This is a genomic window from Halomonas sp. Y3 (assembly GCF_024137965.1).
GTDB classification, from domain to species: Bacteria; Pseudomonadota; Gammaproteobacteria; order Pseudomonadales; family Halomonadaceae; genus Halomonas; species Halomonas mongoliensis.
Window position 1 is genome coordinate 3,616,441 of the sequence record NZ_CP099975.1, and the last position, 23,980, is coordinate 3,640,420.

A 23,980-nucleotide genomic window follows, 5' to 3' on the forward strand; every position below is an offset into this window, starting at 1 on the left:
GGCTCCTACAATGTCGTTGCCATGCGCTGGTGGCTCAGCTGCGCTGGCGGGCGCGGCGCTTCTCGCCGAACACCGACTCCCAGATCAGGCCGATGGCCCCCAGGGTGATGCCGATGTCCGCGATATTGAAGGCCGGGTAGTACCAGCCGGCGACGTGGAAGGAGAGGAAGTCCACCACGTAGCCGTGCACCAGGCGGTCGTAGAGGTTGCCCAGGGCGCCGCCGATGATGCCTGCCAGAGACGCCGCCAGCAGCGTCTCGTCGCGCTTCAGCCGGGTCAGCCAGATGGTCAGGCCGAAGCTGGCCCCCACCGCGATGGCGGCGAAGAACCAGCGCTGCCAGCCCGGGTGGTCGGCCAGGAAGCTGAAGGCCGCACCGGTGTTGTGCAGCAGCGTCAGGTTGAAGAAGGGCAGCACCTCCACCGGCCGGGCGTACTCCAGCCAGGCGCTGGCGGCGTACTTGGTGGCCAGGTCCAGCACGATGATCGCCACGGCCAGCCACAGCCAGCGCAGCGGGCGCTGCATGGGCGGCACTTCCGGGTGGCTGGAAGGGCCGCCGCCGCTCGGCTTGGCGTCAGGCATAGAGGCGCGTCTCGCCGGGGCCCTCGGGCAGGTTGCTCACGCAGCGCCCGCAGAGGTCGTCGTGGCCTTCGTGCTGGCCCACGTCCTCGCGGTGGTGCCAGCAGCGCTCGCACTTTTTATGGGCGCTTGCAGCCACGGCCACCTTCAGGCCGGGAAGCTCGGTGGCCTCGGCGCTCTCTCCTTCACCCTCGGCCTCGGCGAGGGGCTTGAGGGTCACCTCGCTGGTCAGCATCACGAAGCGCAGCTCCTCGCCCAGCTTGGCCAGGGTGGCGTGCAGGGCGTCGTCCACGTAGAGGGTGACCTCGGCGGCCAGGCTGCCCTTGATGGTCTTGGCGTTGCGAGCGTCCTCCAGGCACTTGTTGACCGCCTGCTTCACCTCGAGCACCTGCTCCCAGAAGTCGCGGCCCATCTCGGCGCCGTCGTCCAGGGTCCCCAGGCCCTGGTAGTACTCCTCCAGCAGCACGCTGTCGCCGCGCTCGCCGGGGATATTCTCGAAGATCTCCTCGGCGGTGAAGCTGAGGATCGGGGCGATCCAGCGGGAGAGCGCCTCCACCACCTGGTAGAGGGCGGTCTGGGCGCTGCGCCGGGCCAGGGAGTCGGTCTGAGTGGTGTACTGGCGATCCTTGATCACGTCCAGGTAGAAGCCGCCCAGCTCCCGGGCGCAGAAGCCGTGGACCTGCTGGTAGACGTCCAGGAAGCGGTACTCCTCGTAGGCGGTCTCGATGCGCGCCTGCAGCTGGGCAGCGCGGTCCACCACCCACTGGTCCAGGGCCAGCATCTCGCCGAAGGCCACGGCGTCGCGGCTAGGCTCGAAGCCGTTGAGGTTGGCCAGCAGAAAGCGCGCGGTGTTGCGGATGCGGCGGTAGACGTCGGCGGTGCGCTTGAGGATCTCGTCGGAAACCGCCATCTCGTTGCCGTAGTCGGTGGAGGCGACCCAGAGGCGCAGGATGTCGGCGCCGAGCTTGTCCATCACCTCCTGGGGGGCCACCACGTTGCCCATGGACTTGGACATCTTGCGGCCCTGGGCGTCCACGGTGAAGCCGTGGGTGAGCAGCCCGCGGTAGGGCGGGTGGCCGTCGATGGCGCAGCCGGTGAGCAGCGAGGAGTGGAACCAGCCGCGGTGCTGGTCGGAGCCCTCCAGGTAGAGGTCAGCGCGGGGGCCGGCCTCGTGGCCGTGGGGATGCGAGCCGCGCAGCACGTGGCGGTGGGTGGTGCCGGAGTCGAACCAGACGTCCAGGGTATCGGTGACCTTGTCGTAGTCGGCGGCCTCGTCGCCGAGCAGCTCCGCCGGGGCGAGGCGGAACCAGGCGTCGATGCCCTCCTTCTCCACCCGCTGGGCGGCCTCCTCCATCAGCTCGACGGTGCGCGGGTGCAGCTCGCCGGTGGCCTTGTGCAGGAAGAAGGGGATCGGCACGCCCCAGTTGCGCTGGCGGGAGATGCACCAGTCGGGGCGGTTGGCGATCATGCTGTGCAGGCGCGCTTGGCCCCAGGCGGGCGTGAAGCGGGTGGCCTCGATGCCTTCCAGGGCGCGCTCGCGCAGGGTCTTGCCATCTTTGCCCTTCACGTCCATGCCCACGAACCACTGGGCGGTGGCGCGATAGATCACCGGGGTCTTGTGGCGCCAGCAGTGCATATAGCTGTGGGTGATGCGCTTGTGGGCCATCAGCGCCCCGACCTCGGCCAGCTTCTCGACGATCTGCGGGTTGGCCTTCCAGATCAGCTGGCCGCCGAAGAAGGGCAGGTCGTCGACGTAGACGCCGTTGCCCTGTACCGGGTTGAGCATCTCATCGAAGCTCATGCCGTAGGCGCGGCAGGTATTGAAGTCGTCCACGCCATAGGAGGGGGCCGAGTGGACGATGCCGGTGCTGCCCACCTCGCTCTCCACGTAGTCGGCCAGGTAGACCGGGGAGAGGCGATCATAGAAGGGGTGGCGGAAGTTGACGTGCTCCAGGGCCTCGCCCCGGGCGGTGGCGATCACTTCGCCCTGCAGCGCGAAGCGCTCGAGGCAGGACTCGACCAGCTCCTCGGCCAGCAGCAGCAGCCGCTCGCCGGTATCCACCAGGGCGTAGGTGAACTCGGGGTGGACGTTGAGCGCCTGGTTGGCGGGTACCGTCCAGGGGGTGGTGGTCCAGATGACGATGGCGGCCGGCTTGGGCAGCGCCTCCAGGCCGAAGGCGGCGGCCAGGCGGTCGGCGTCCTCCACCGGGAAGGCGACATCGATGGCGTCAGACTGCTTGTCGGCGTACTCCACCTCGGCTTCGGCGAGGGCCGAGCCGCAGTCGAAGCACCAGTTGACGGGCTTGAGCCCCTTGAAGACGTAGCCCGCCTCGACCATCTCGGCCAGGGCGCGAATCTCGCCCGCCTCGTTGGCGTAGTCCATGGAGCGATAGGGGTTCTCCCAGTCGCCCATCACCCCCAGGCGCACGAAGTCGCTCATCTGCCCCTGGATCTGCTCGGCAGCGTACTCGCGGCAGAGCTCACGGGCCCGCTCGGCCTCCAGGTGCTTGCCGTGGGTGACCTCCACCTTGTGCTCGATGGGCAGGCCGTGGCAGTCCCAGCCGGGCACATAGGGGGCGTCGAAGCCAGCCAGATTCTTCGACTTGACGATGATGTCCTTGAGGATCTTGTTGACGGCGTGACCGATGTGGATGCTGCCGTTGGCGTAGGGAGGGCCGTCGTGAAGCACGAACAGCGGCCGGCCCTGGCGCTCCTCGCGCAGGCGGTGGTAGAGGTTCTTCTCCTGCCACTCGGCCAGGCGCTCCGGCTCACGCTTGGGCAGCATGCCGCGCATGGGGAAATCGGTTTCTGGCAGGTTCAGAGTGTGCTTGTAGTCGCTCATATCCTGGGGGTCAGCCGTCGTCGTGGTCGGCGGGGGTCCCCGCCGAGGAATCGGAAGTCACGGCCTCGCGCGCCAGCGGCGCCGATGCCAGAGGAAGAGAATCGTCGTTATTCAGGCCGGGGCGCGGACCTGCGCCGGCTTCGGGGCGCTGTAAAGTGTGCTTGGAAAAGTACGCGCGGGCGCGGCGCTGGTCGGCCCCGATCTGCTGCTTCAGGGCGTCGAAGTGCTCGAACTTCACCTCGCCGCGCAGCTTGGCGCAGGGGAACACCGTCAGGCGCTGACCGTAGAGGTCGCCGTCGAAGTCGAAGAGGTGCACCTCCAGCACCGGCCGGTTGCTGCCCAGCGTGGGGCGCCAGCCGATATTGGCCACGCCCGTCCGTCGTCCGCCGTCGGGCAGCTCGCAGACCGCCGCATAGACGCCGTGCAGGGCCAGGGAGCGCACCGGCTGAGGCAGGTTGGCGGTGGGCACGCCGATGGTGCGGCCGAGCTTCTGGTCGGACACGACCCGACCGCCCAGGCGGTAGGGGCGGCCCAGCAGGCGAGCCGCCGCCTCGAAGTTGCCGCTGGCCAGCAGGGTGCGAATCCGCGTGCTGGAGACGCGGTCGTCGTCGACGGTGAAGGTACGGGTGTGCTCGACGCTGAAGCCGCGCCGCTCGCCCACTTCGGCCAGCAGGTGGAAGTCGCCGCGGCGGTCGCAGCCGAAGCGGAAATCGTCGCCCACCACCAGGTGGCGCACGCCGAGGCCGGCGATCAGAACCTTCTCGATGAAGGCCTCGGCGGTGAGGCCGCGCAGGGCGTCGTTGAAGGGCAGGCAGAGCACCCGTTCCACCCCCGCCTCGCCCAGCAGGCGCACCTTCTCGCTGAGGCGGGTCAGCCGCGGCGGCGCCTGGTCGCCGGCGAAGAACTCCCGGGGCTGAGGCTCGAACACCACCACGGTGACCGGCAGCTGGAGCGTGGCGGCCTGCTCGCGGCACTGATCGAGAATCGCCTGGTGGCCGCGGTGGACCCCATCGAAGTTGCCGATGGTGGCCACGCAGCCGCGATGCTCGTCGCGCAGGTTGTGCAGTCCTCGGATCACTTGCATGGCTTGCGAGCCCCGCTGCCAGGAAGATAGACGTAAAGTCGGCGATTATACCGGACAGCGAGCCCCTTGACAGCCGGGGCGGGCTTGTCCTGGCAATCCAGCGCGATTCGTTGCAGGGCACCCTGTGGGAGCTCGGGTTCCCCGAGCGAATGGAGACCGAAGGGCTCCTAGCGGCATGCGCCAACGCTAGCAACACCGCCGGGGCGCCTGCGGCGCCATTCGCCCGGCAGAGCCGGCCTCCCACAAGGTCCGGTCAGCCGGCAGGCGCCCGGTCAAAACCGCTATCGCCGATAAATCGGGCTCCTACACATTCAGGTCAGCTCTTCATCCGGAAGTGCCGGAGGCGCACGCCGGTGGCGGCGAGCCAGGCGAAGTAGACCGCCGCGCCGGCCACCACCAGGGCGGCCAGCCAGGCCACTCGCGTCCAGACGCTCCAGCCCAGCCAGGCCTGCCAGTCGGGCGCGATCAGCCACAGGCCGACCCCCATCACCGCACAGCCGCCCAGCAGCTGCACCGCATAGCGGCCCCAGCCGGGCTGGAACACCAGCACCCGCTCCTTGTGGAGCAGCCAGCCCAGCAGGCCGGCGTTCAGGAACGCCGAGAGCGCCGTGGCCAGCGCCAGGCCGGCGTGGGCCAGGGGCCAGATCAGGATCAGGTTGAAGACCATGTTGGCGACCATGGCGATGATGCCGACCTTCACCGGCGTCTTGGTGTTCTGGCGGGCGAAGAAGCCCGGCGCCAGCACCTTGATCAGCATGAAGGCCACTAATCCAAACGCATAGGCCCTGAGGCTCATGGCCGCCATGGCGATGTCATGCTCGGTCATGGCGCCGTAGTGGAACAGCGAGATCAACAGCGGCTCGGCGAGTATCGCCAGCGCCAGGGCCGCCGGCAGCCCCAGCAGCAGCACGGCGCGGATCGCCCAGTCGAGCATCTCGCTGAAGTGCTGGCCGGACTGCTCCGCGTGGCGTTTCGAGAGCGCCGGCAGGATCACGGTGCCGATGGCGATGCCGAAGACCCCCAGAGGCAGCTCCACCAGGCGGTCGGAGTAGTAGAGCCAGGAGACGCTGCCCGGCGCCAGCAGGGAGGCGAGGATGGTGTCGAGCAGCAGGTTGATCTGGGAGACCGAGACGCCGAACAGCGCCGGCGCCATCAGCACCATGATCTGCTTCACCCCGGGGTGCACGAAGCTCGGCCAGGGCCTGGGCATCAGCCCCAGGCGCACCAGGAAGGGCACCTGGAAGGCGAGCTGGGCCACGCCGGCGATCAGCACCCCCCAGGCCAGGGCCATGGCCGGCTCGGTCATCAGCGGGGTGAGCAGCAGGGCGGCGCCGATCAGCGAGAGGTTGAGCAGCACCGGTGTGAAGGCCGGGATGGCGAAGCGGTTCCAGGTGTTGAGCACGCTGCCGGCGAAGGCCGTCAGCGAGATCAGCAGCAGGTAGGGGAAGGTGAGCCGCAGCATGTCGGCGGTGAGCGCCAGCTTGGCGGGGTCGCGGCCGAAGCCGGGGGCGAAGACCCACACCAGCCAGGGGGCGGCCACCATGAACAGGGCAGTGAGCAGCGCCAGCACCACGGTGAGGCTGCCCGAGACGGCGTCGAGCAGCTCGCGCACCTCGCGCTTGCTGCCCCGGGTGGCGTACTCCGAGAGCACCGGCACGAAGGCCTGGTTGAAGGCCCCCTCGGCGAACAGCCGGCGCATGAAGTTGGGGATCTTGAAGGCGACGAAGAAGGCGTCGGCGCCGCTGCCGGCGCCGAACAGGGTGGCCACCACCACGTCGCGCACCAGGCCCATCACCCGGGAGAGCATGGTCATCACGCTGACCACCAGGCCCGAGCGCATCAGCCCACCGGCCTTGGGGGCCACCACCTTGTCCTGCTCGTCCACCGGCGCGGGTGGCGACTGTTCGCGATCCGTCACGTCTGGGTCCTCACCTGTCTGACAGCCACAAAAAAACCGGCCGCAGCCGGTCTTTCTGCTGGAGGCCCGCCCGAGCGGGGCGAGTCACTCCGTAGGCGTCCGGTCTGCTCAGGCAGCCAGGGCCTTGATGCGCGCGTTCAGGCGGCTCTTCAGGCGGGCAGCCTTCTTCTTGGAGAGCACGTCCTTGTCGGCGATGCGGTCGATGACGCGCTGGGCCTGCTTGAACTCGGCCATGGCGGTGGCGTGGTCGCCGCCGCCGATGGCCTTGATGACGCGCTTGATGTAGGTGCGCACCATGGAGCGCTGACCGGCCTTCAGTACACGACGGCCTTCGGCCTGACGGGCGCGCTTGCGAGCTTGCTTGCTGTTTGCCACTGCTATTGTCTCCTTGGAGATTTTTCGCCGCCCGTGTGGTGACGGCTTCTATAACGTATTGATCCGGCAGGAAGGCGTGAGCCTTTCCGCCGGCCTGGGCCATCTGGCCGACCGCTTGACATCAGCGGTCGTTCACGGGCCGTGTCTGAGAGGATGGCGTATCCTATCATAGCCCTTGCCAAGCTTGCTATAGCACCACCAGGTTGTCGCGGTGGATCAGCTCCGGGGCCTCCATAAAGCCGAGGATCGCCTCGATCTGATGGCTCGGCTTGCCGAGGATGCGCGCGGCATCGTCGGCGCCGTAGTTGACCAGCCCCTTGGCGACGCGCTGCCCGGTCTCGTCCACGCACTGCACCATGTCGCCGCGGCGGAACTGCCCCGCCACCGCCCTGACCCCCACCGCCAGCAGGCTGGAGCCGCTCTCGCGCAGCACCTTGACCGCCCCGGCATCCAGGGTGAGGGTGCCGCGCACCTGGAGCTGGCCGGCCAGCCAGCGCTTGCGCGCCGCCATGGGGGCCTGGTCCGGGTGCAGCAGGGTGCCCAGGCGCTCGCCGGCCATCAGCCGGGTCAGCACCTCGGGCTGGCGGCCGCTGGCGATGGCGGTGTAGGCGCCGGAGCGCGCCGCCAGGTGCGCGGCGCGGATCTTGGTGGCCATGCCGCCGCGGCCCAGCGCCCCGCCGCCGCCGGCCACCGCCGCCAGCGCCGGGTCGTCGGCGCGCCCCTCGCTGATCAGCCGCGCCTCGGGGTTGCCGCGCGGGTCGGCGTCGAAGAGCCCCTCCTGGTCGGTGAGGATCACCAGGGCATCGGCCTCCAGCAGGTTGGCCACCAGGGCCCCCAGGGTGTCGTTGTCGCCGAAGCGGATCTCGTCGGTGACCACGGTGTCGTTCTCGTTGATCACCGGCACCACCCGCAGGTCGACCAGGGTGCGCAGCGCCGAGCGGGCGTTGAGGTAGCGCTTGCGGTTGGAGAGGTCGTCATGGGTCAGCAGCACCTGGGCGGTGAGCAGGCCGTGGCGGGCGAAGTGACCCTCGTAGCACTCGGTGAGGCCGTTCTGCCCTACCGCGGCGGCGGCCTGCAGCTCGTGCACCGCCGAGGGGCGCGCCTGCCAGCCGAGACGCACCATGCCGGCGGCCACGGCGCCGGAGGAGACCAGCACCACCTCCACGCCGCGGCGATGCAGGGCGGCGATCTGGTCGACCCAGCCGCCGATGGCGGCCTCGTCGAGGCCGCGGCCGTCGTTGGTCAGCAGCGCGCTGCCGATCTTCACCACCACCCGGCGGGCGCCCGTCAGCGCCTCGCGGCCCGCCACCTGCTCGTTGCTTTCCATCGGCTCTCGACCCTCAGGGCGCGTATTCGACCTCGACGTCGTAGTCGTCGTCATCGAAGTCATCATCATCGTCATCGGCACGCTTGCGCCGGCGGCCCAGGCGCGCCTCGGTGCGGGCCACCGCTTCGTCCTCCATGCGGGCTCGCATCTCGCGGGCGCGCTCGGCGGCCTCCTCGTCCTCGTTCTCCAGCTGGCGCTGCTCGGTGAGCCAGCGGTGGGCGGCCTGGACCAGGGCGTCGGTGCCGTCGGCGGAGATCGCCGAGATGCGGAACACCGGCCCCTCCCAGCCCAGGCGGCGCACGATCTCCTCGGCCTTCGCCTCGCGCCCCTCGGCGGGAAGCAGGTCGAGCTTGTTGAGCACCAGCCAGCGCGGCAGCTCGGCCAGGGCCGGGGAGAACTCGCCCAGCTCGTGGATGATCGCCTCGGCGGCCTCCACGGGGTCGGACTCGTCGAAGGGCGCCACGTCCACCACATGGAAGAGCAGCCGGGTGCGGGTCAGGTGCTTGAGAAAGCGCAGCCCCAGGCCGGCGCCCTCGGAGGCCCCCTCGATCAGCCCCGGCACGTCGGCCATCACGAAGTGCTCGTGCATGCCGAGCTTCACCACGCCCAGGTTGGGCACCAGGGTGGTGAAGGGGTAGTTGGCCACCTTGGGCTTGGCGGCGGAGACGGCGCGGATCAGCGTCGACTTGCCGGCATTGGGCATGCCCAGCAGGCCCACGTCGGCCATCACCTTCATCTCCAGGCGCAGGTTGCGCCGCTCCCCTTCCGTGCCCGGCGTGGTCCGCCGCGGCGCGCGATTGGTGGAGGACTTGAAGTGGATGTTGCCGAGCCCCCGGCGACCGGCCTGGGCCACCAGCACCACCTGCCCGATCTCGGTGACATCGGCGATCACCTCCAGGGTGTCCTCGTCGATCACCGTGGTGCCCACCGGCACCTTGATATGCAGGTCTTCCCCGGCCTTGCCGCTCATCTGGCGACCCATGCCGGGCTGGCCGTTCTGGGCCTTGTAGAAGCGCTGATACTTGAAGTCGATCAGGGTGTTGAGGGCGTCATCACCGATCAGGTAGACGCTGCCACCGTGGCCGCCATCGCCGCCGTCGGGGCCGCCCTTGGGCACGTACTTCTCACGGCGGAAGCTGAGGCAGCCATTGCCCCCCTTGCCGGCCTCCACGATGATCGAGGCTTCGTCGACGAACTGCATCTGTCACTCTCCTGACGGTATCTACCGTCATGATACAAGAAGGCCCCGCCATGGCGGGGCCTTCCTGCGGCAAGGGTCAGGCGTCTCAGGCAGAGACGACGCTGACGAACTTGCGGTTCTTCGGACCCTTGGTCTCGAACTTGATCACACCGTCGTTCAGGGCGAACAGGGTGTGGTCGCGGCCGAGGCCAACGCCGACGCCGGCGTGGAACTTGGTGCCGCGCTGACGCACGATGATGTTGCCGGCGGTGACGGCCTGGCCACCGAACAGCTTGACGCCAAGGCGCTTGGATTCTGAATCGCGGCCGTTACGCGTGGAGCCGGCTGCCTTCTTATGTGCCATGGAAAAATCCTCCGTTCAGGGGATGGACCGCTTAGGCGGAGATCCCGGTGATCTTGACTTCGGTGAACCACTGACGGTGGCCCTGACGCTTCATGCTGTGCTTGCGACGACGGAACTTGATGATGGTGACCTTGTCGCCACGGCCGTGGGAGACGATCTCGGCAGAGACCTTGGCACCCTCGACCAGCGGAGCGCCGACCTTGACGTCGTCGTCGCTGCCGACCAGAAGCACTTCGTCGAAGTCGATGGACTCGCCGGTCGGGACTTCGATCTTCTCGAGCTTCAGGGTCTGGCCTTCCTGAACGCGGTACTGCTTGCCACCGCTCTTGATTACTGCGTACATGGTTTCTCTCCAGGACTCATCGGGGGTTGGCTCTTGATCGACCTGCTTCGAGTGGCGCCCCTTTCGGCACCATCTGACAGGGAGCGGGATGAGTGGGCCGCGCATTATAACCGCGGGCAGAGGGCGACACAACCCGATCGACGATTGCCCCGACGCCCGCCCGACAGCCGCGAGCGGGCTGCCTTGACGCCCAAGAGGGGGCCCCATAGCATGGCCGGCAACCCGATGGCCAGAGGGGGCCGCCAAGCCCCGGCCCCACCATTTCCCTGTCGAAATCGCCCACATGCCTGCCAACGCCACTACCGAAACCGCCGCCCCCTCGCCGATCCACGCCGTGGTCGCCGACGACTTCGCGGCGGTCAACCGCACCATCATGAGCCAGCTCGGCTCGCGGATCCCGCTGGTGGAGACCATCGGCCAGTACATCATCCAGAGCGGCGGCAAGCGCCTGCGCCCGCTGCTGGTGCTGCTGGCGGCCCGCTCCCTGGGCTATGAGGGCGAGCGCCATATCACCCTGGCCACCCTGATCGAGTTCATGCACACCTCCACCCTGCTCCACGACGACGTGGTGGACGAGTCGCACATGCGCCGCGGCAAGGCCACCGCCAACGACGCCTGGGGCAACGCCCCCTCGGTGCTGGTGGGCGACTTCCTCTACTCGCGCTCCTTCCAGATGATGGTGGAGGTGGGCTCCATGCGGATCATGGAGGTGCTCTCCTCGGCCACCTGCGTGATCGCCGAGGGCGAGGTGCAGCAGCTCACCAACGTGGGCAACCCGGACATCGACGAGGCGGCCTACTTCGAGACCATCCAGGGCAAGACCGCCATGCTCTTCGAGGCGGCCAGCCACAGCGGCGCCATCCTCGCCGAGGCCACCCCGGAGCAGGAGACCGCCCTGCAGTACTACGGCCGCTACCTGGGCCTCGCCTTCCAGCTGATCGACGACCTGCTCGACTACCAGGGCGACGCCGAGGCCATGGGCAAGAACGTCGGCGACGACCTGGCCGAGGGCAAGCCGACCCTGCCGCTCATCCAGGCCATGGCCCGGGGCACCCCGGAGCAGGCTGCCCTGATCCGCCGCGCGATCCGCAATGGCGGCCTCGACCAGCTGGACGAGGTGCTCGAGATCGTCAACGCCACCGGCGCCCTGGCGTACACCCGCACCCGGGCCGAGGAGATGGCCGACCTGGCGCTGGCAGAGCTCGAGAAGCTGCCCGCCTCGCCCTATCGCGACCGCATGGCGGACCTGGCCCGTCTGGCAGTGGAGCGCCAGTCGTAAGCCACGCCCGCCACTCGGGGCTTGCAAAGCCCGCGCCGGCGGGTATAATGCGACCCCGTTGAGGCATCAGCCCAACGCGTCGGAGCGTAGCTCAGCTTGGTAGAGCGCTGCCTTCGGGAGGCAGAGGTCGTAGGTTCGAATCCTGTCGCTCCGACCACGAATTCAAGGCCTTGCGGTTCTCCGCAAGGCCTTTTTCGTATGCCCGGCAGGCCCGAAGGGCGCCGCCTTCCGACGGCTGCGCCCGCCGGCGCCTCAGGTCACCGTGATCACGCTGCAGCCGGCGGTATGGCTGACCCGGTGGGAGACGCTGCCCACCACCATGCCCTTGAGATCGCTCATGCCGCGGCTGCCCATGACGATGGCGTCGGCCTTGAGCTCCTCGGCGGCCTCGATGATGCGCTCGCCGGCCTTGCCCTGGCGCACCAGCGCCTTGACCTCGAGGCCGGCCAGATCCACCGCGGCCTTGGCCTTGTCGATCACCTTCTCACCGGCCTTGCGCACCCCCTCGGCCAGCTTCTCGCGCTCGGCCTCGGACATGGGCTCGGTGCTGCCGCCCACCAGGATGCCGATATTGTCGGGAGTCGCCTCGGCGACGTTGAGCAGATGGAGAGTGCCGCCGCCGCTGCGCGCCAGCTCGGCCGCCACCGCCAGCGCCTTTTCCGCATGAACGGAGCCGTCGACGGGAACCAGTAGGGTCTTGTACATGGCGTGAATGCCCTTGTTCGCTGTTATGGAGGAAGGGGGAAGGCTCCCCTGCCCCTTCAGACTAGACCCTGTGCACGTTTCGGCAATGCCCTGGATCAAGCCGCCCAGCCGAAGCCCAGCAGCGGCATGGCCAGCGCGAACACCACCAGGGTGATCACCACCAGCGCCGCGACGCTGATCAGGGCCCCGGCCCGCACCATCTCGGCCACGCTCAGCTTGCCGCTGGCGAAGACCACGGCGTTGGGCGGCGTGGCCACCGGCAGCATGAAGGCGCAGCTGGCGGCCATGGCCACCGGCACCGAGAGCAGCAGCGGGCTCGCCCCCAGGCTGACGGTGAGCGAGGCGGTCAGCGGCAGGATCGCCGCCGCGGTGGCGGTGTTGCTGGTCACGTGGCTCATCAGCATCACCGCCAGGGCCACCATGGCCACCATGGTCCAGACGGGCCAGCTGCCGAAGACGCCCAGCCCCTCGGCCACCACGGCGGCGAGCCCGCTCTCCTCGATGGCGGTGCCGAGGCTGAGCCCCCCGCCCACCATGATCAGCACGCCCCAGGGCAGGTGCTTGGCGCTCTCCCAGTCCATCAGGAACTGGCGCTGGCGCCAGCGAGCCGGCACCACGAAGAGCAGCAGGGCCCCGATGATGGCGATGCCGGCATCGCTGAGCTCCAGCCCCAGGGCGCCCTCCAGCAGCGGCCGGGTGATCCAGGCCAGGGCGACCAGGGCGAAGATCGCCGCCACCCGCAGCTCGGGGCGGGTCATGCGCCCCAGATCCCGAGCCTGATCGGCCAGCATCTCGGCCACCCCGGGCACCTCGCTGCGCTCCACCGGGTAGACCAAGCGGGTGAGCAGCCACCAGGCCAGGGCCAGCAGCAGCAGCGACGGCGGCACGGCCACCGCCATCCACTGGGCGAAGCCGATCTCGATGCCGTAGCTGTCCCCCATGAAGCCGGCCAGCAGGGCGTTGGGGGGCGTGCCAATCAGGGTGCCCATGCCGCCGATATTGGCGGCCAGGGCGATCCCCAGCAGCAGGGTCAGCGCCATGTGACGGCTGGCGCCGGCGCCGCCCTGGCGCTCCAGCATGGCCAGCACCGAGAGGCCGATGGGCACCATCAGCGCCGCGGTGGCGGTGTTGCTGACCCACATGCTCAGGGCCGCGGTGGCCAGCATGAAGCCCGCCACCAGGCGGTCCGGGCGGCTGCCGGAGACCCGCAGCACCAGCATGGCGATGCGCCGATGCAGCCCCCAGCGCTGGATCGCCTCGGCCAGCAGGAAGCCGCCGAGGAAGAGAAAGATCAGCGGGTTGGCATAGGGCACCGCCACCGAATGGATGGTGCCCACGCCGAGCAGCGGCAGCAGCGCCACCGGCAGCAGGGCGGTGACGGCGATGGGCACCGGCTCCAGCACCCACCAGGCCGCCATCCAGGCGGTCAGCGCCACCACCTGCCAGGCCGCCAGGGGCATGCCGGCGGGAGGCTCCAGCAGCAGCAGCAGGGCCGCCGCCAGGGGGCCGAGGAAGAGGCCCAGGGTGACCTTGAGGCGCTGGCGGCGAGCCTGGCGCAGCTCGGCCTCCTCGGGGGCGTCAGTCGATGGCAGCTCGCTCATGGCGGCACTCCTTCGCTAGTCGTTCGCGCTACAGCCAGCGCTCCAGGCGCAGCAGGCGGCTCAGCCAGGCGTTGGCATGGCGCCAGGGGCCGCCGGGCTCGCGGGCAAGGCGCAGCGTCTCATCATCCTGGCGCATCTCCCAGCCCAGGCGACCCTCCTCGTCCAGGGTAACCGCATAGCTCAGCGCCGGGCTGGCCCCTACCTCCACCAGCTCCCGGAACTCCCGGGCCAGGCTTTCACTCTCCGCCAGCACGCCCACCTCGCTGTTCCACCACACCGAACGCGGGTCGGCGTTGGGCGACCCCACGAAGACGGTGTCGTCGTCCACCGCCAGGGCCTTGATATGCAGCGCCGAGGCGGAGCTTCCCGGCACGCCGATGGCGGCCTCCTCGCCGTTGGCGTGCTCGGCGCGCAGCTCGAAGAGCGCCACCCCGCTCTTCAGCAGGTCACGGCGATAGGGCATATAGGCGCCATGCACCACCGGCACGTCGGTGGCCTCCAGGGAGTTGGTGACCACCTGCACCTCGACACCCCCTTCGGCCAGCGCCTGCAGCGCGCGACTCCCTTCGGCGGTGGGCACGAAGTAGGCCGAGACCAGGCTGAGACGCGCCTCCGGCGCCAGCCGCGACCAGAGCCGCCCGCCCATGGTCTCGTCGAGCGCCGGGCGCCCGCGGCGGGCCGGCTTGCCGGGCGGGTCCCACAGCGCCTCGGCCCGCCCCCAGTGGAGGGCATCCACCAGCCGGCTGCGCTCGCGCTCCTCGTGGCGCCGGCGCAGGGCGGCGAAGTAGTCGGAGTCGTTCTCCTCGGCCAGCCAGGCGGCGAGCCGGTCGCGCAGAGCGCGCCAGGCCTCGGCGTCGGCGCGATGGTAGCGGCCGACCGGCTGGGCCAGGCCGTGATTCCAGTAGAGGTCGAAGCTCATCGACAGGGGGGCCACCACCTCCCCCAGGGTCAGCAGGTCGAGGTCGGCGAAGTTGCGGGGTTCGCTGGCGTTGTAGTACTCGTCGCCCAGGTTGCGGCCGCCGACGATGGCCAGGGCGTTATCGGCCACCCACAGCTTATTGTGCATGCGGCGGTGGTGGCGCGGCAGCACCGGGATGGTGGCCAGCACCCGGGTGGCCAGGTTGGCGCGCCCCACCGGCAGCGGGTGAAAGGCCCGCACCTGCACCCGAGGGTGGCTATCCAGGGCCACCAGCCGCTCCCCCTGCCCCACCGCGCCGATGTCATCGATCAGCAGGCGCACCTCGACCCCGCGTTCGGCGGCGTCCAGCACCTGCGCCAGCAGCGCCCGGGTGGTGAGGCCGTCGCCCATCAGGTAGGTCTGGATATCCAGGCGGCGTTCGGCCCGGGTGGTGAGCAGGGCGCGCACCGCGAAGGCGTCCTTGCCGTTGGCCAGCAGCGCCATGCCGCTCTGCCCCGGGTGCGCCTCGGCCTGCTCGGCGGCCCAGCGCCCCAGCCCGGTCTCGGCCACCTCCCAGGGCGGCAGCGCGTGGGAGTGCTCTCGGGGCACCGGAGCGCCGGCGCAGCCCGCCAGCAGGCTCAGCGCCAGCAGCAGCAGCCACAGCGCCGCCGACCGGTAGCGGCCCGGGCGGCGCGCCTCAGGTATCGCCATCGTCGTCGGCCAGCCGTCGCGCCAGCGCCTTACGCGCCTTGTTGCGCCGGTAGAGGCGCACCAGGGCGGTCCCCAGCGCCACCGTCACCATGGCCGCCAGGGTCCAGCCCTGCCAGGGGCGAGCGGCGTCGCCCATCAGCGTTTCCAGGGTGATGATCAGGATGAAGCCCAGCGCCTGGCTGGCGATGGCCAGGGCGCGCAGGGTGTCGAAGGCTGACTTGGCCATGGTGGCTCCCGTGACGAGGGTCGCTGACGGATGACAGCCATGCCGGCCGGCAGTAGGCTTGGCATGGAAAGGGACGGCGGCGTCCCGAGGGTGCCCAAGTGTAACCGCTAAGGCGCCGATCGCCGACCCTGCAGCGCCACCCCACCTCTGCCATGACCAGGAGCCCCCATGGATGCCATCGCCCTCGGCCCCGTGCTGATCTCGGTGCCGCGCCTCTACGCGCTGGGCGCCGCCGCGCTGCTGCTGGCGCTCAGCGCCTGGCTGCTGGGCCTGCCGAGGCGCGAGCACGCCCGCTGGTTCAATGGCCTGGTGCTGGCCTGGCTGGTGGGGGCGCGCGCCGGCCACGTGCTGACGCACCTGGAGGCCTATGCCGCCGCCCCTCTGGATATCCTCAAGCTGTGGCAGCCGGGCTTTCACGGCCTCTGGGGGCTGCTGGCCGCCCTGATCTGGACCGGCTGGACGCTGCGCCATCACCTGCTGCGGCTGATCGGCGCCATGGCGCTGACCGTGGGGGCGGCGAGCCTCTGGCTGGTGCTGATGACCCTGGCACCGCTGGGCGGCGGCATGCCCATCGACGAGCTGCCCGATATCACCCTGGAGACCCTGGACGGCGACAGCGTCAACCTGCGCGACCTGCGGGGGGAGACGGTGGTGCTCAACCTCTGGGCCACCTGGTGCCCCCCCTGCCTGCGCGAGATGCCGCTGCTGGCCGAGGCCGACGCCCGCGACGGCGTCACGGCGGTGATTGCCAACCAGGGCGAGGAGCTGCTGCAGGTGGCCCGCTACCTGGACGATCAGGGGCTGGCGTTCCGCTACCCGCTGCTCGACCCGCGCCAGGAGCTGATGGTGCTGCTGGCGTCCCCCGGCCTGCCCACCACCCTGCTGTTCGACGCCTCCGGGCGCACCGTGGAGCGCCACGTGGGCGAGCTCTCCCGGGCCCAGCTCGGCGCCTGGCTCGACCGCCACGGCGCCGAGAGCCCTTAAGCCCCGCGAGGCTTTGCTGTAAGATACCGCGCCCTGTTCGGTCCGCCCCGTCCCGGCGGCCATGAGCGCACCCAATCTTCAGCATCCTCCGAGGCATCATGAGCGACTTCTCCCCCGGCCAGCGCTGGATCAGTGACGGCGAGGCCGAACTCGGCCTGGGCACCATCCTCAGCGTCGACCCCCGCAGCGTCACCGTGCTGTTCGGCGCCAGCCAGGAAACCCGCACCTACAGCAGCCGCCAGGCCCCGCTCACCCGGGTGGTATTCGGCAGCGGCGACCGCATCCGCGCCGCCGAGGGCTGGACCCTCACCGTGGACGACACCAAGGAGGTCGGCGGGCTGATCGTCTATATCGGCGAGGACGAACAGGGCGAGCTCACCGAGCTGCCCGAGGCGCGGCTCGCCGACACCATGCAGTTCGACCAGGCCCGCGACCGCCTGCTCACCGGCCAGGTGGATCGCAACGACTGGTTCGACCTGCGCTTCCGCACCCTGCACCATCACCACCGCATCGAGCAGAACCCGGCGCTCGGCCTGGCCGGCCCGCGCATCGACCTGATCCCCCATCAGCTCTATATCGCCGACGAGGTCTCGCGGCGCCACGCGCCCCGGGTGCTGCTGGCCGACGAGGTGGGGCTCGGCAAGACCATCGAGGCGGGGCTGATCCTGCACCGCCTGCTGCTCACCGGGCGCGCCGAGCGGGCGCTGATCCTGGTGCCGGCGAGCCTCTGCCACCAGTGGCTGGTGGAGCTGCTGCGCCGCTTCGCCCTGGAGGTGACCCTGCTCGACGAGCAGCAGAGCCTGGCCCACGGCGACGCCAACCCCTTCGAGGCCGGCCAGATCATCCTGGCCAGCCAGGACTGGCTCTTCGCCAACCCCCACCGCCAGTCCCAGGCCCTGGCCTGCCGCTGGGACCTGCTGATCGTCGATGAGGCCCACCACCTGGACTGGAGCGAGGAGAAGGTGGGCCCGGGCTACGCCTGCGTGACCCGCCTGGCCGGCGAGAGCGAGGGGGTGCTGCTGCTCACCGCCACCCCAGAGCAGATGGGGGTGGCAAGCCACTTCGCCCGCCTGCGCCTGCTCGACCCCGACCGCTACCATAGCCTCGAGCGCTTCCGCGAGGAGGAGGCCCACTATGTGGAGGTGGCCGAGGCCATCGACGCCCTGGAGCGCCTGCCCGGCGAGGCCGCGGACCGCGAGCGGGTCGCCGCGGTGATCGACGAGGCCGACAGCCTGGCGCTGCTCGATACCCTGGCCAACCCCGAGGCCAGCGAGGCCCAGCACGCGGCCGCCCGGGACCAGCTCCGCGACCAGCTGCTCGACCGTCACGGCACCGGCCGGGTGATGTTCCGCAACAGCCGCCGCCACGTGGGCGGCTTCCCGGAGCGCCGCCTGCACGTCACCGAGCTCGCACCGCCCTCCGCCTACCGCCGGGTGCTGCGCAAGCTGGAGCGCGACGAGGACTACCTGGACGAGCTGCTGATCGAGACCGGCCTCGACCACCCTGAAGTGCTGATCTATCTCGACGCCATGTACCGGGCACTTGCCGACGACCCCTTGAACGAGGAGCCCTGGTGGCAGATCGACCCCCGAGTCAACTGGCTGCTGGAGCGGCTGGCCGATGACGGCGAGGGGGGACTCGCCGGCGACAAGGTGCTGGTGATCGCCCACGACCGGGAGACCGCCCAGGGGCTCGCCGAGGCGCTGCGGGTGCTGGGCGGCTACCACGCCCCGGTGTTCCACGAGGGGCTCTCCCTGGTGGAACGCGACCGCGCCGCCGCCGCCTTCGCCGACGAGGAGGAGGGGTGCCAGGTGCTGGTCTGCTCGGAGATCGGCTCCGAGGGGCGCAACTTCCAGTTCTGCCGGCACCTGGTGATGTTCGACCTGCCCATCCACCCGGACCAGCTGGAGCAGCGCATCGGCCGCCTGGACCGCATCGGCCAGCGCCACGCCATCGAGCTCCACGTTCCGGTCTTCGAGGCCAGCCCCGGCGAGAAGCTGCTGCGCTGGTATCGGGACGGCATGGACGCCTTCCGCGCCCCCCACGGCATCGGCAGCGAGATCTTCGACGCCTTCGGCGACGCCCTGGCCGAGGCGCTGCTCGACGAGGAGGCACTGGCCGAGGTGGTCGAGGAGACCCGGACCTTCTTCGAGAGCCGCCTGGCCGAGCGCGACGCCGGCCGCAACCGCCTGCTGGAGCTCAACGCCTGCCGCCCGGAGCGCGCCGAGGCGGTGGCCGCGGCGATCCGCGAGCTGGATGAGGACCGCGCCCTGCCCCGCTACCTGGACCTGGCCCTGGACATCTTCGGGGTCGACAGCCAGGAGCTGGGCGGCGGCATCCAGCACCTGACGCCCAGCCAGCAGATGCTCGACGGCCTGCCCGGCCTGGCCAAGGGGGAGGAGGGCTTCTCGGCCACCTTCTCGCGGCTGCGGGCCCTGGCCCGGGACGACGTCCAGCGGCTCTCCTGGGAGCATCCGCTGCTGCGCGAGATGATGGGACGGATTCTGGACGGCACCATGGGCAACACGGCGCTGGCGCTGCTCAAGCATCCGGCGCTGCCCGCCGGCCGCATGATGGCGGAGCTGGTGTTCCGCACCCACTGCCCGGCGCCGCGGAAACTGCACCTCAACCGCTTCCTGCCGCCCACCGCGGTGCGCGTGCTGCTGGACGAGTCCGGCGCCAACCTCACCGACAAGATCTCCTTTACCGGGCTCGCGAAGAACCTGCAGAAGGTCAAGAAGGCCATGGCCCGGGACCTGATCCGCAGCCGGCTCGAGGTGCTGCGCGAGCTGCTCGACCGCGGCGAGGGGGAGGCGGAGCGCGAGCTGCCCTCCATCGTCGAGGCGGCCCAGGGGCGCATGCGCGAGGCCCTGGACGGCGAGCTGGCGCGACTCACGGCGCTCGCCCGCCACAACCCGGCGGTGCGCGAGGACGAGATCGCCGCCCTGCGCGCCGAGCGCCAGGCGCTGGACGAGGCCATCGAGGGCACCCGCCTGCGCCTGGACTCGGTGCGCGTCATTGTGACGGTGGGCGAAGAAGCAAGGTAGACGGGGCTGTTCCGGCGACAGGCCTTCAGCCCAGAATATCCGCCAGGGCGGCGTCCAGGGTCTCGAACTGGAACCGGAAGCCCGCCTCCTGGAGACGCTTCGGGCGCATGTCGGCACCGGTCAGCAGCAGCCGTGACATCTCACCGAAGGCGGTCTTCAGCACGATGGCGGGCACCGGGAAGATGGCCGGGCGCTTGAGCTGCTTCGCCAGGGTGCGGGTGAACTCGGCGTTGGTGACGGGATGGGGGGCGCCGGCATTGAAGGCGCCCTCCAGCTCGTCGTTGGCGAGCAGGAAAAGGATCGCCTGCACCAGGTCCTCCCGGTGCACCCAGGGCATGAACTGCTTGCCGCTGCCGAAGCGCCCGCCCAGCCCCAGCTTGAAGGGGGGCAGCATCTTCTCCAGGCTGCCGCCGCCGGCATCGAGCACCAGGCCGATGCGCAGGATGGCGACCCGGGTACCGTAGTCCGCCGCCTCCCGGGCGGTCTCCTCCCAGCGCTTGCAGAGCCGGTGGGCGAACTCGTCGTGGGGCGGCGTCTCCTCGGTCACCTCGCGGTCGCCCTGGTCGCCGTAGTAGCCCATGGCCGAGGCCGACACCATGACCCGCGGCGCTCGCCCGCCGCTGCTCTTGAGCTGCTCGCAGAGAATGACCAGGTCGCGGGTGATATTGACCCGGGACTCGATCAGCCGCGACTTCTGGTCGTCGCTCCAGCGCCTGGCGGCGATGGACTCGCCGGCCAGGTTGACGATGGCATCGGGCGGGGTGTCGACGAAGTCGAGCACCGAGCGGCGGACCTCCGCCCCCTCGGGAAGCCGTTTGCGCACCGCCTCGGGGTCCCGGGAGACCACCAGCAGCCGATGGTCCGCCTCGGCCAGGCGCTGGCATAGCCGCTGCCCCACGAAACCGCTGCCACCGGTGATAAGCACTCGCATTGGGATCTCCTTGTCTGTCATCGATATGGACCCGGCCGAAGCCAGTCGCTGCCATAGGTTATACAGCTGTTGTACACTTCTGCTAGTCTAGCTGAAAACCCCGGAGGCAACGCGTCGATGCGCTCACCGCTCTCACACTCTACCGCCATCATCGGCGCCGGCATCGCGGGCCTCGCCTGCGCCAGGGCCCTGGACGCCGCCGGGCTGCCGGCCACCCTGTTCGACAAGGCGCGCGGCCCGGGCGGGCGCATGTCCAGCCGGCGCCTGCCGGAGGCGGTGGTCGACCTCGGCGCCCAGTTCTTCAGCGTGCGCGACCCCGACTTCAGCCGCCAGGTCGAGGCCTGGCGCCGGGCCGGCTGTGCGGCGCCCTGGCCCACCTCCCTCTGGTCGGCAGAGGCGGGCCGCTGGCAGCGCCATGCGGACGACCTGGCACGCTTCGCCGGCGCGCCGCGCATGAGCGCCGTGACCCGCCACCTGGCCTCGGGCCTGGAGGTGGTCGCCGGCACCCGCATCGAGCGCCTGGAGGGAAGTGCCGGCCGCTGGACGCTGGTGGATGAGCGCGGCGCGCGCCACGGCCCTTTCGCCCGGGTGGTGATCACGGCTCCCTCGCCCCAGGCCCAGGCTCTGGTGGCGCCCCACGACGCCACCCTGGCCGCGGCCTGCGAGGCGGTGGTCCAGCGCCCCTGCTGGGCCGCCTGGGCGCTCTTCGACGCGCCACTGCCCGCCCTGCCCGGCGTGGACGACGGCTGGCAGGCGGTGCGCCTGAACGATCCACGGCTGCGCTTCGTCACCCGCAACCAGCTCAAGCCGGGGCGCCAGGAGCAGGGCGAGAGCCTCAGCCTGCTGGCCAACCTCGCCTGGAGCGAAACGCGCCTCGAGGAGAGCCCCGAGGCCATCGGCGAGGCGCTGCTCGAGGCCTTCCGGGAGGCACTGCCCGCGGGCGTGCACCTGCCGGCCCCCAGCGCCCTGGGTGCCCACCGCTGGCTCTACGCCCAGCCCGAAGAGAGCGGCGTCGGCGAGGCGGACTACCGCCTGTCGGCCAGCGGCCTGGCCCTGTGCGGCGACGGCTGGCGCGGCCCCCGGGTCGAGGACGCCTGGCTCTCCGGCCACCATCTCGGCGAGGCCCTGGCGGCCGACGCCCCATGAATCGACCGCGACAGGAGTCCGCCATGTCAGCCATGTCAAATGTCCAGGCAGTGAGTACCGACAGGATCCGGGAGGCGGTTTCGCCATGAACGACCACTCGCAGCACGGCAGCGATACGCCGCTCTATCCGATTCGCGAGGTCTCTCGCCTGACCGGGGTGAACTCGGTCACCCTGCGCGCCTGGGAGCGCCGCTACGGCCTGATCCAGCCCCAGCGCACCCCCAAGGGCCACCGCCTCTACACCCGCGAGGATATCGAGCGGGTGGAGCAGGTCCTGCAGTGGCTCAACCGCGGCGTGCCGGTGAGCCAGGTGCGCGAGCTGCTCGACCGCCCCGAGGCGAGCGAGGCGCCGCCGGCCGACGTCAGCGACTGGCCGGGGCAGCGCGCCCAGCTGGTGACCGCCGCCGAGGCGCTGGACCTCGAGCGCCTGGCCACCCTCCACGACCGCTCCCTGTCGCTCTACCCCGTCTCGGTCTGCCTCGCCGAGCTCTGGGCCCCCGCCGTGCGCGAGCTGGAGGAGCGCTGGGGGGAGCGGCTCGGCGACACCCTGCAGCGCCTGACCCTGGAGGCCTTCCTGCGCACCCGCATCGGTACGCGCCTGCTGCACGCCAACGAGCAGGCCCGGGGCCCCGTGCTGCTGCTCGTGCCGCTGCCCGATGACCCCGGCACCCTGTGGCGCCTGCTGGCCGCCCTGGCCGCCAGCGACCGGGGCTACCGGGTCGCCCTGCTGGATACCGAGCTGCCCTTCGGCGAGCTGCCCCTGGCGGTGGAGGCCCTGGGCGCCAGCGGCGTGCTGATGGCCGGCAGCCACGCCGGCCGCAGCGACCTGGTGCGGCGCCAGCTGCCGCGCCTGGCCGAGCAGCTCGAGGTGCCCCTGGCGCTGTGCGGCCCGGTGGCGCGCATCCGCGAGGCCGACCTGGCCGACAGCGGGGTGGCCATGCTCGGCGATGACCTGGCCCAGGCCATGAACGGTCTCGCCGGCCTGCTGCCGCCCGCCGGGGAGTAAACGCCATGGCCGCTACCCTGATGTGGTTTCGCAGCGACCTGCGCGTCCAGGACAACCGCGCCCTGGCGGCGGCCGCCGCCCGCGGGCCGGTGGTGGCCGTCTTCCTGCGCGCCCTGCCCCACTGGCGGCGCCACGGCCACGGCGCCAATCAGCTCGACTTTCGCGCCCGGGGGGTGGCGGCCCTGAAGGCGTCGCTGGCCGGCCTCAACATCCCCCTGCTGCACCGCGATATCGACGACTTCAGCGAGGCCCCCACGGCCCTGCTGGAGATCGCCCGGGAGCACGGCGCCACCGCCCTGCACTTCAACCACGAATACCCGCTGGACGAGCAGCGCCGCGACGCCGCCGTGCTCGCCGCCTTCCGGGAGGCCGGCCTCGAGGCCCGGGGGCACCACGATGCCGTCGCCTTCGCCCCGGGGGAGCTCCTCACCGGCAAGGGCGACTACTACGGCGTCTTCACCCCCTTCTCGAAAAGCTGGCATCGCCAGCTGACGGCCGAGCGCCTGGCCCTGGCCGATACTCCCGCCCCCCAGGCGGAGACCGGTATCGCCTCCGACCCCCTGCCCGAGCTGCCCGACCTCGAGGACGCCCCCATCGACGGCCGCCACTGGCCCGCCGGCGAGGGGCCCGCCGCCGACCGCCTGGAGCGTTTCCTGCGCTTTCGCGGACGCTACTACGCCAAGCAGCGCGACTTCCCGGCCATTCGCGGCACCAGCGAGCTCTCCCCCTACCTGGCCCTGGGCATGCTCTCCCACCGCCAGTGCCTGCAGGCGGTGCTGGCCGAGAACGGCGGCAGCCTGGCCGAGGGCGATGCGGGCCTGGTGGCCTGGGTCAACGAGCTGGTATGGCGGGAGTTCTACCGCCACGTGGCGGTGGGCTTCCCCCAGGTGTGTCGTTACCGCCCCTTCCAGGCCCACACCGAGGCGCTGGCCTGGCGCGATGACGACGAGGGCTTCGCCGCCTGGTGCGAGGGGCGTACCGGCTATCCCATCGTCGACGCCGCCATGCGCCAGCTCGTCGCCACCGGCTGGATGCACAACCGCCTGCGCATGATTACCGCCATGTTTCTCTCCAAGCACCTGCTGATCGACTGGCGGCGCGGCGAGGCCTTCTTCATGCGCCACCTGGTCGACGGCGAGTTCTGCGCCAACAACGGCGGCTGGCAGTGGGCCGCCTCCACCGGCACCGATGCGGCCCCCTACTTCCGCATCTTCAACCCCACGACCCAGTCGAGCCGCTTCGACCCCGAGGGCACCTTCCTGGCCGAGTGGCTGCCGGCGCTGGCCGAGCTGCCGGCCAAGGCCCGCCACGCCCCGCCCCGGGACCTGCTCGGCGGCGTCGACTATCCGCCTCCCATCGTCGACCACAAGGCGGCCCGGGCCCGCGCCCTGGAGGCCTTCAAGGCCCTCAAGGCCGGCTGAGGCCGCGCCCCCGCC

The 23,980-nt window shown here is 70.6% G+C and carries 20 protein-coding genes and 1 tRNA gene; 7 read left to right on the top strand and 14 right to left on the bottom strand.

Translation table 11 applies throughout. The features are described from left to right. Positions 1-34: 34 nt before the first annotated feature. The 9 genes from lspA to rplU all read right to left on the bottom strand — a co-directional run bounded on the left by lspA (position 35) and on the right by rplU (position 10,010). Positions 35-580, bottom strand: a complete 546-nt coding sequence (gene lspA, locus NHL60_RS17130; RefSeq protein WP_253446245.1) for a signal peptidase II — start codon at positions 578-580, stop codon at positions 35-37. Continuing rightward, positions 573-3,419, bottom strand: coding sequence for an isoleucine--tRNA ligase (gene ileS, locus NHL60_RS17135; RefSeq protein WP_253446248.1), 2,847 nt, complete (start codon positions 3,417-3,419; stop codon positions 573-575). The genes lspA and ileS overlap by 8 nt, the downstream gene beginning before the upstream one ends. Before the next feature lie 10 nt (positions 3,420-3,429). After that, positions 3,430-4,503: a bifunctional riboflavin kinase/FAD synthetase gene (gene ribF, locus NHL60_RS17140; protein WP_253446251.1), complete on the bottom strand. Its 1,074-nt coding sequence runs from the start codon at positions 4,501-4,503 to the stop codon at positions 3,430-3,432. Between the two features lie 316 nt (positions 4,504-4,819). Then, positions 4,820-6,343 carry a murein biosynthesis integral membrane protein MurJ gene (murJ, locus tag NHL60_RS17145; protein ID WP_253452281.1) on the bottom strand — a complete coding sequence of 508 codons (1,524 nt, stop codon included), beginning with the start codon at positions 6,341-6,343 and terminating at the stop codon, positions 4,820-4,822. Positions 6,344-6,529: 186 nt separating this feature from the next. Continuing rightward, positions 6,530-6,796 (bottom strand): 30S ribosomal protein S20, encoded by a 267-nt coding sequence (rpsT, locus tag NHL60_RS17150; RefSeq protein WP_253446254.1) that lies wholly within the window; start codon positions 6,794-6,796, stop codon positions 6,530-6,532. A 187-nt stretch (positions 6,797-6,983) separates the two neighbouring features. Further along, the gene (proB, locus tag NHL60_RS17155; protein WP_253446256.1) at positions 6,984-8,123 is read right to left on the bottom strand and encodes a glutamate 5-kinase; all 1,140 of its coding nucleotides are present in this window, start codon (positions 8,121-8,123) and stop codon (positions 6,984-6,986) included. Positions 8,124-8,136: 13 nt separating this feature from the next. Continuing rightward, positions 8,137-9,324, bottom strand: coding sequence for an Obg family GTPase CgtA (gene cgtA / locus NHL60_RS17160; RefSeq protein WP_253446258.1), 1,188 nt, complete (start codon positions 9,322-9,324; stop codon positions 8,137-8,139). Between the two features lie 85 nt (positions 9,325-9,409). Next, entirely contained in the window at positions 9,410-9,667 is a 258-nt protein-coding gene (gene rpmA, locus NHL60_RS17165) for a 50S ribosomal protein L27 (RefSeq protein ID WP_110070533.1), read from the bottom strand. 31 nt (positions 9,668-9,698) lie between these two features. After that, a complete protein-coding gene (rplU, locus tag NHL60_RS17170) occupies positions 9,699-10,010 on the bottom strand; it encodes a 50S ribosomal protein L21 (RefSeq protein ID WP_253446261.1) in 312 nt (103 codons plus the stop codon). A 283-nt stretch (positions 10,011-10,293) separates the two neighbouring features. On the opposite strand from rplU, the gene ispB reads away from it, so the two are divergent. Together ispB and NHL60_RS17180 are read left to right on the top strand one after the other, a co-directional pair. Beyond that, positions 10,294-11,289, top strand: coding sequence for an octaprenyl diphosphate synthase (gene ispB / locus NHL60_RS17175; protein ID WP_253446263.1), 996 nt, complete (start codon positions 10,294-10,296; stop codon positions 11,287-11,289). A gap of 80 nt (positions 11,290-11,369) precedes the next feature. Beyond that, positions 11,370-11,446, top strand: a tRNA-Pro gene (locus NHL60_RS17180). 95 nt (positions 11,447-11,541) lie between these two features. Here the strand turns inward: NHL60_RS17180 and NHL60_RS17185 are convergent. From NHL60_RS17185 to NHL60_RS17200, 4 genes are all read right to left on the bottom strand, one after another. Then, positions 11,542-11,994 (bottom strand): universal stress protein, encoded by a 453-nt coding sequence (locus NHL60_RS17185; protein WP_253446266.1) that lies wholly within the window; start codon positions 11,992-11,994, stop codon positions 11,542-11,544. A gap of 95 nt (positions 11,995-12,089) precedes the next feature. Further along, on the bottom strand, positions 12,090-13,595 hold the full coding sequence (locus NHL60_RS17190) for a DASS family sodium-coupled anion symporter (protein WP_253446269.1): 1,506 nt from the start codon (positions 13,593-13,595) through the stop codon (positions 12,090-12,092). A gap of 28 nt (positions 13,596-13,623) precedes the next feature. Next, on the bottom strand, positions 13,624-15,204 hold the full coding sequence (locus NHL60_RS17195) for a phospholipase D family protein (RefSeq protein WP_253446272.1): 1,581 nt from the start codon (positions 15,202-15,204) through the stop codon (positions 13,624-13,626). Beyond that, the gene (locus NHL60_RS17200; protein ID WP_253446275.1) at positions 15,191-15,430 is read right to left on the bottom strand and encodes a hypothetical protein; all 240 of its coding nucleotides are present in this window, start codon (positions 15,428-15,430) and stop codon (positions 15,191-15,193) included. Before NHL60_RS17200 ends, NHL60_RS17195 begins: the two co-directional genes overlap by 14 nt. Positions 15,431-15,598: 168 nt before the next feature. Between NHL60_RS17200 and NHL60_RS17205 the strand changes: the two genes are divergently transcribed. After that, positions 15,599-16,414: a TlpA disulfide reductase family protein gene (locus NHL60_RS17205; protein ID WP_253446278.1), complete on the top strand. Its 816-nt coding sequence runs from the start codon at positions 15,599-15,601 to the stop codon at positions 16,412-16,414. 98 nt (positions 16,415-16,512) lie between these two features. Next, positions 16,513-19,461: an RNA polymerase-associated protein RapA gene (gene rapA / locus NHL60_RS17210; RefSeq protein WP_253446282.1), complete on the top strand. Its 2,949-nt coding sequence runs from the start codon at positions 16,513-16,515 to the stop codon at positions 19,459-19,461. Positions 19,462-19,486: 25 nt separating this feature from the next. Here rapA and NHL60_RS17215 read toward each other — a convergent pair whose 3' ends face one another. Then, positions 19,487-20,392 (bottom strand): TIGR01777 family oxidoreductase, encoded by a 906-nt coding sequence (locus tag NHL60_RS17215; protein ID WP_253446285.1) that lies wholly within the window; start codon positions 20,390-20,392, stop codon positions 19,487-19,489. A 117-nt stretch (positions 20,393-20,509) separates the two neighbouring features. Between NHL60_RS17215 and NHL60_RS17220 the strand changes: the two genes are divergently transcribed. The 3 genes from NHL60_RS17220 to phrB all read left to right on the top strand — a co-directional run bounded on the left by NHL60_RS17220 (position 20,510) and on the right by phrB (position 23,965). Next, positions 20,510-21,538, top strand: coding sequence for an NAD(P)/FAD-dependent oxidoreductase (locus NHL60_RS17220; protein ID WP_253446288.1), 1,029 nt, complete (start codon positions 20,510-20,512; stop codon positions 21,536-21,538). Positions 21,539-21,623: 85 nt separating this feature from the next. Beyond that, positions 21,624-22,544: a MerR family transcriptional regulator gene (locus tag NHL60_RS17225; RefSeq protein ID WP_253446291.1), complete on the top strand. Its 921-nt coding sequence runs from the start codon at positions 21,624-21,626 to the stop codon at positions 22,542-22,544. 5 nt (positions 22,545-22,549) lie between these two features. Continuing rightward, positions 22,550-23,965: a deoxyribodipyrimidine photo-lyase gene (phrB, locus tag NHL60_RS17230; protein ID WP_253446294.1), complete on the top strand. Its 1,416-nt coding sequence runs from the start codon at positions 22,550-22,552 to the stop codon at positions 23,963-23,965. Positions 23,966-23,980: the final 15 nt, after the last annotated feature.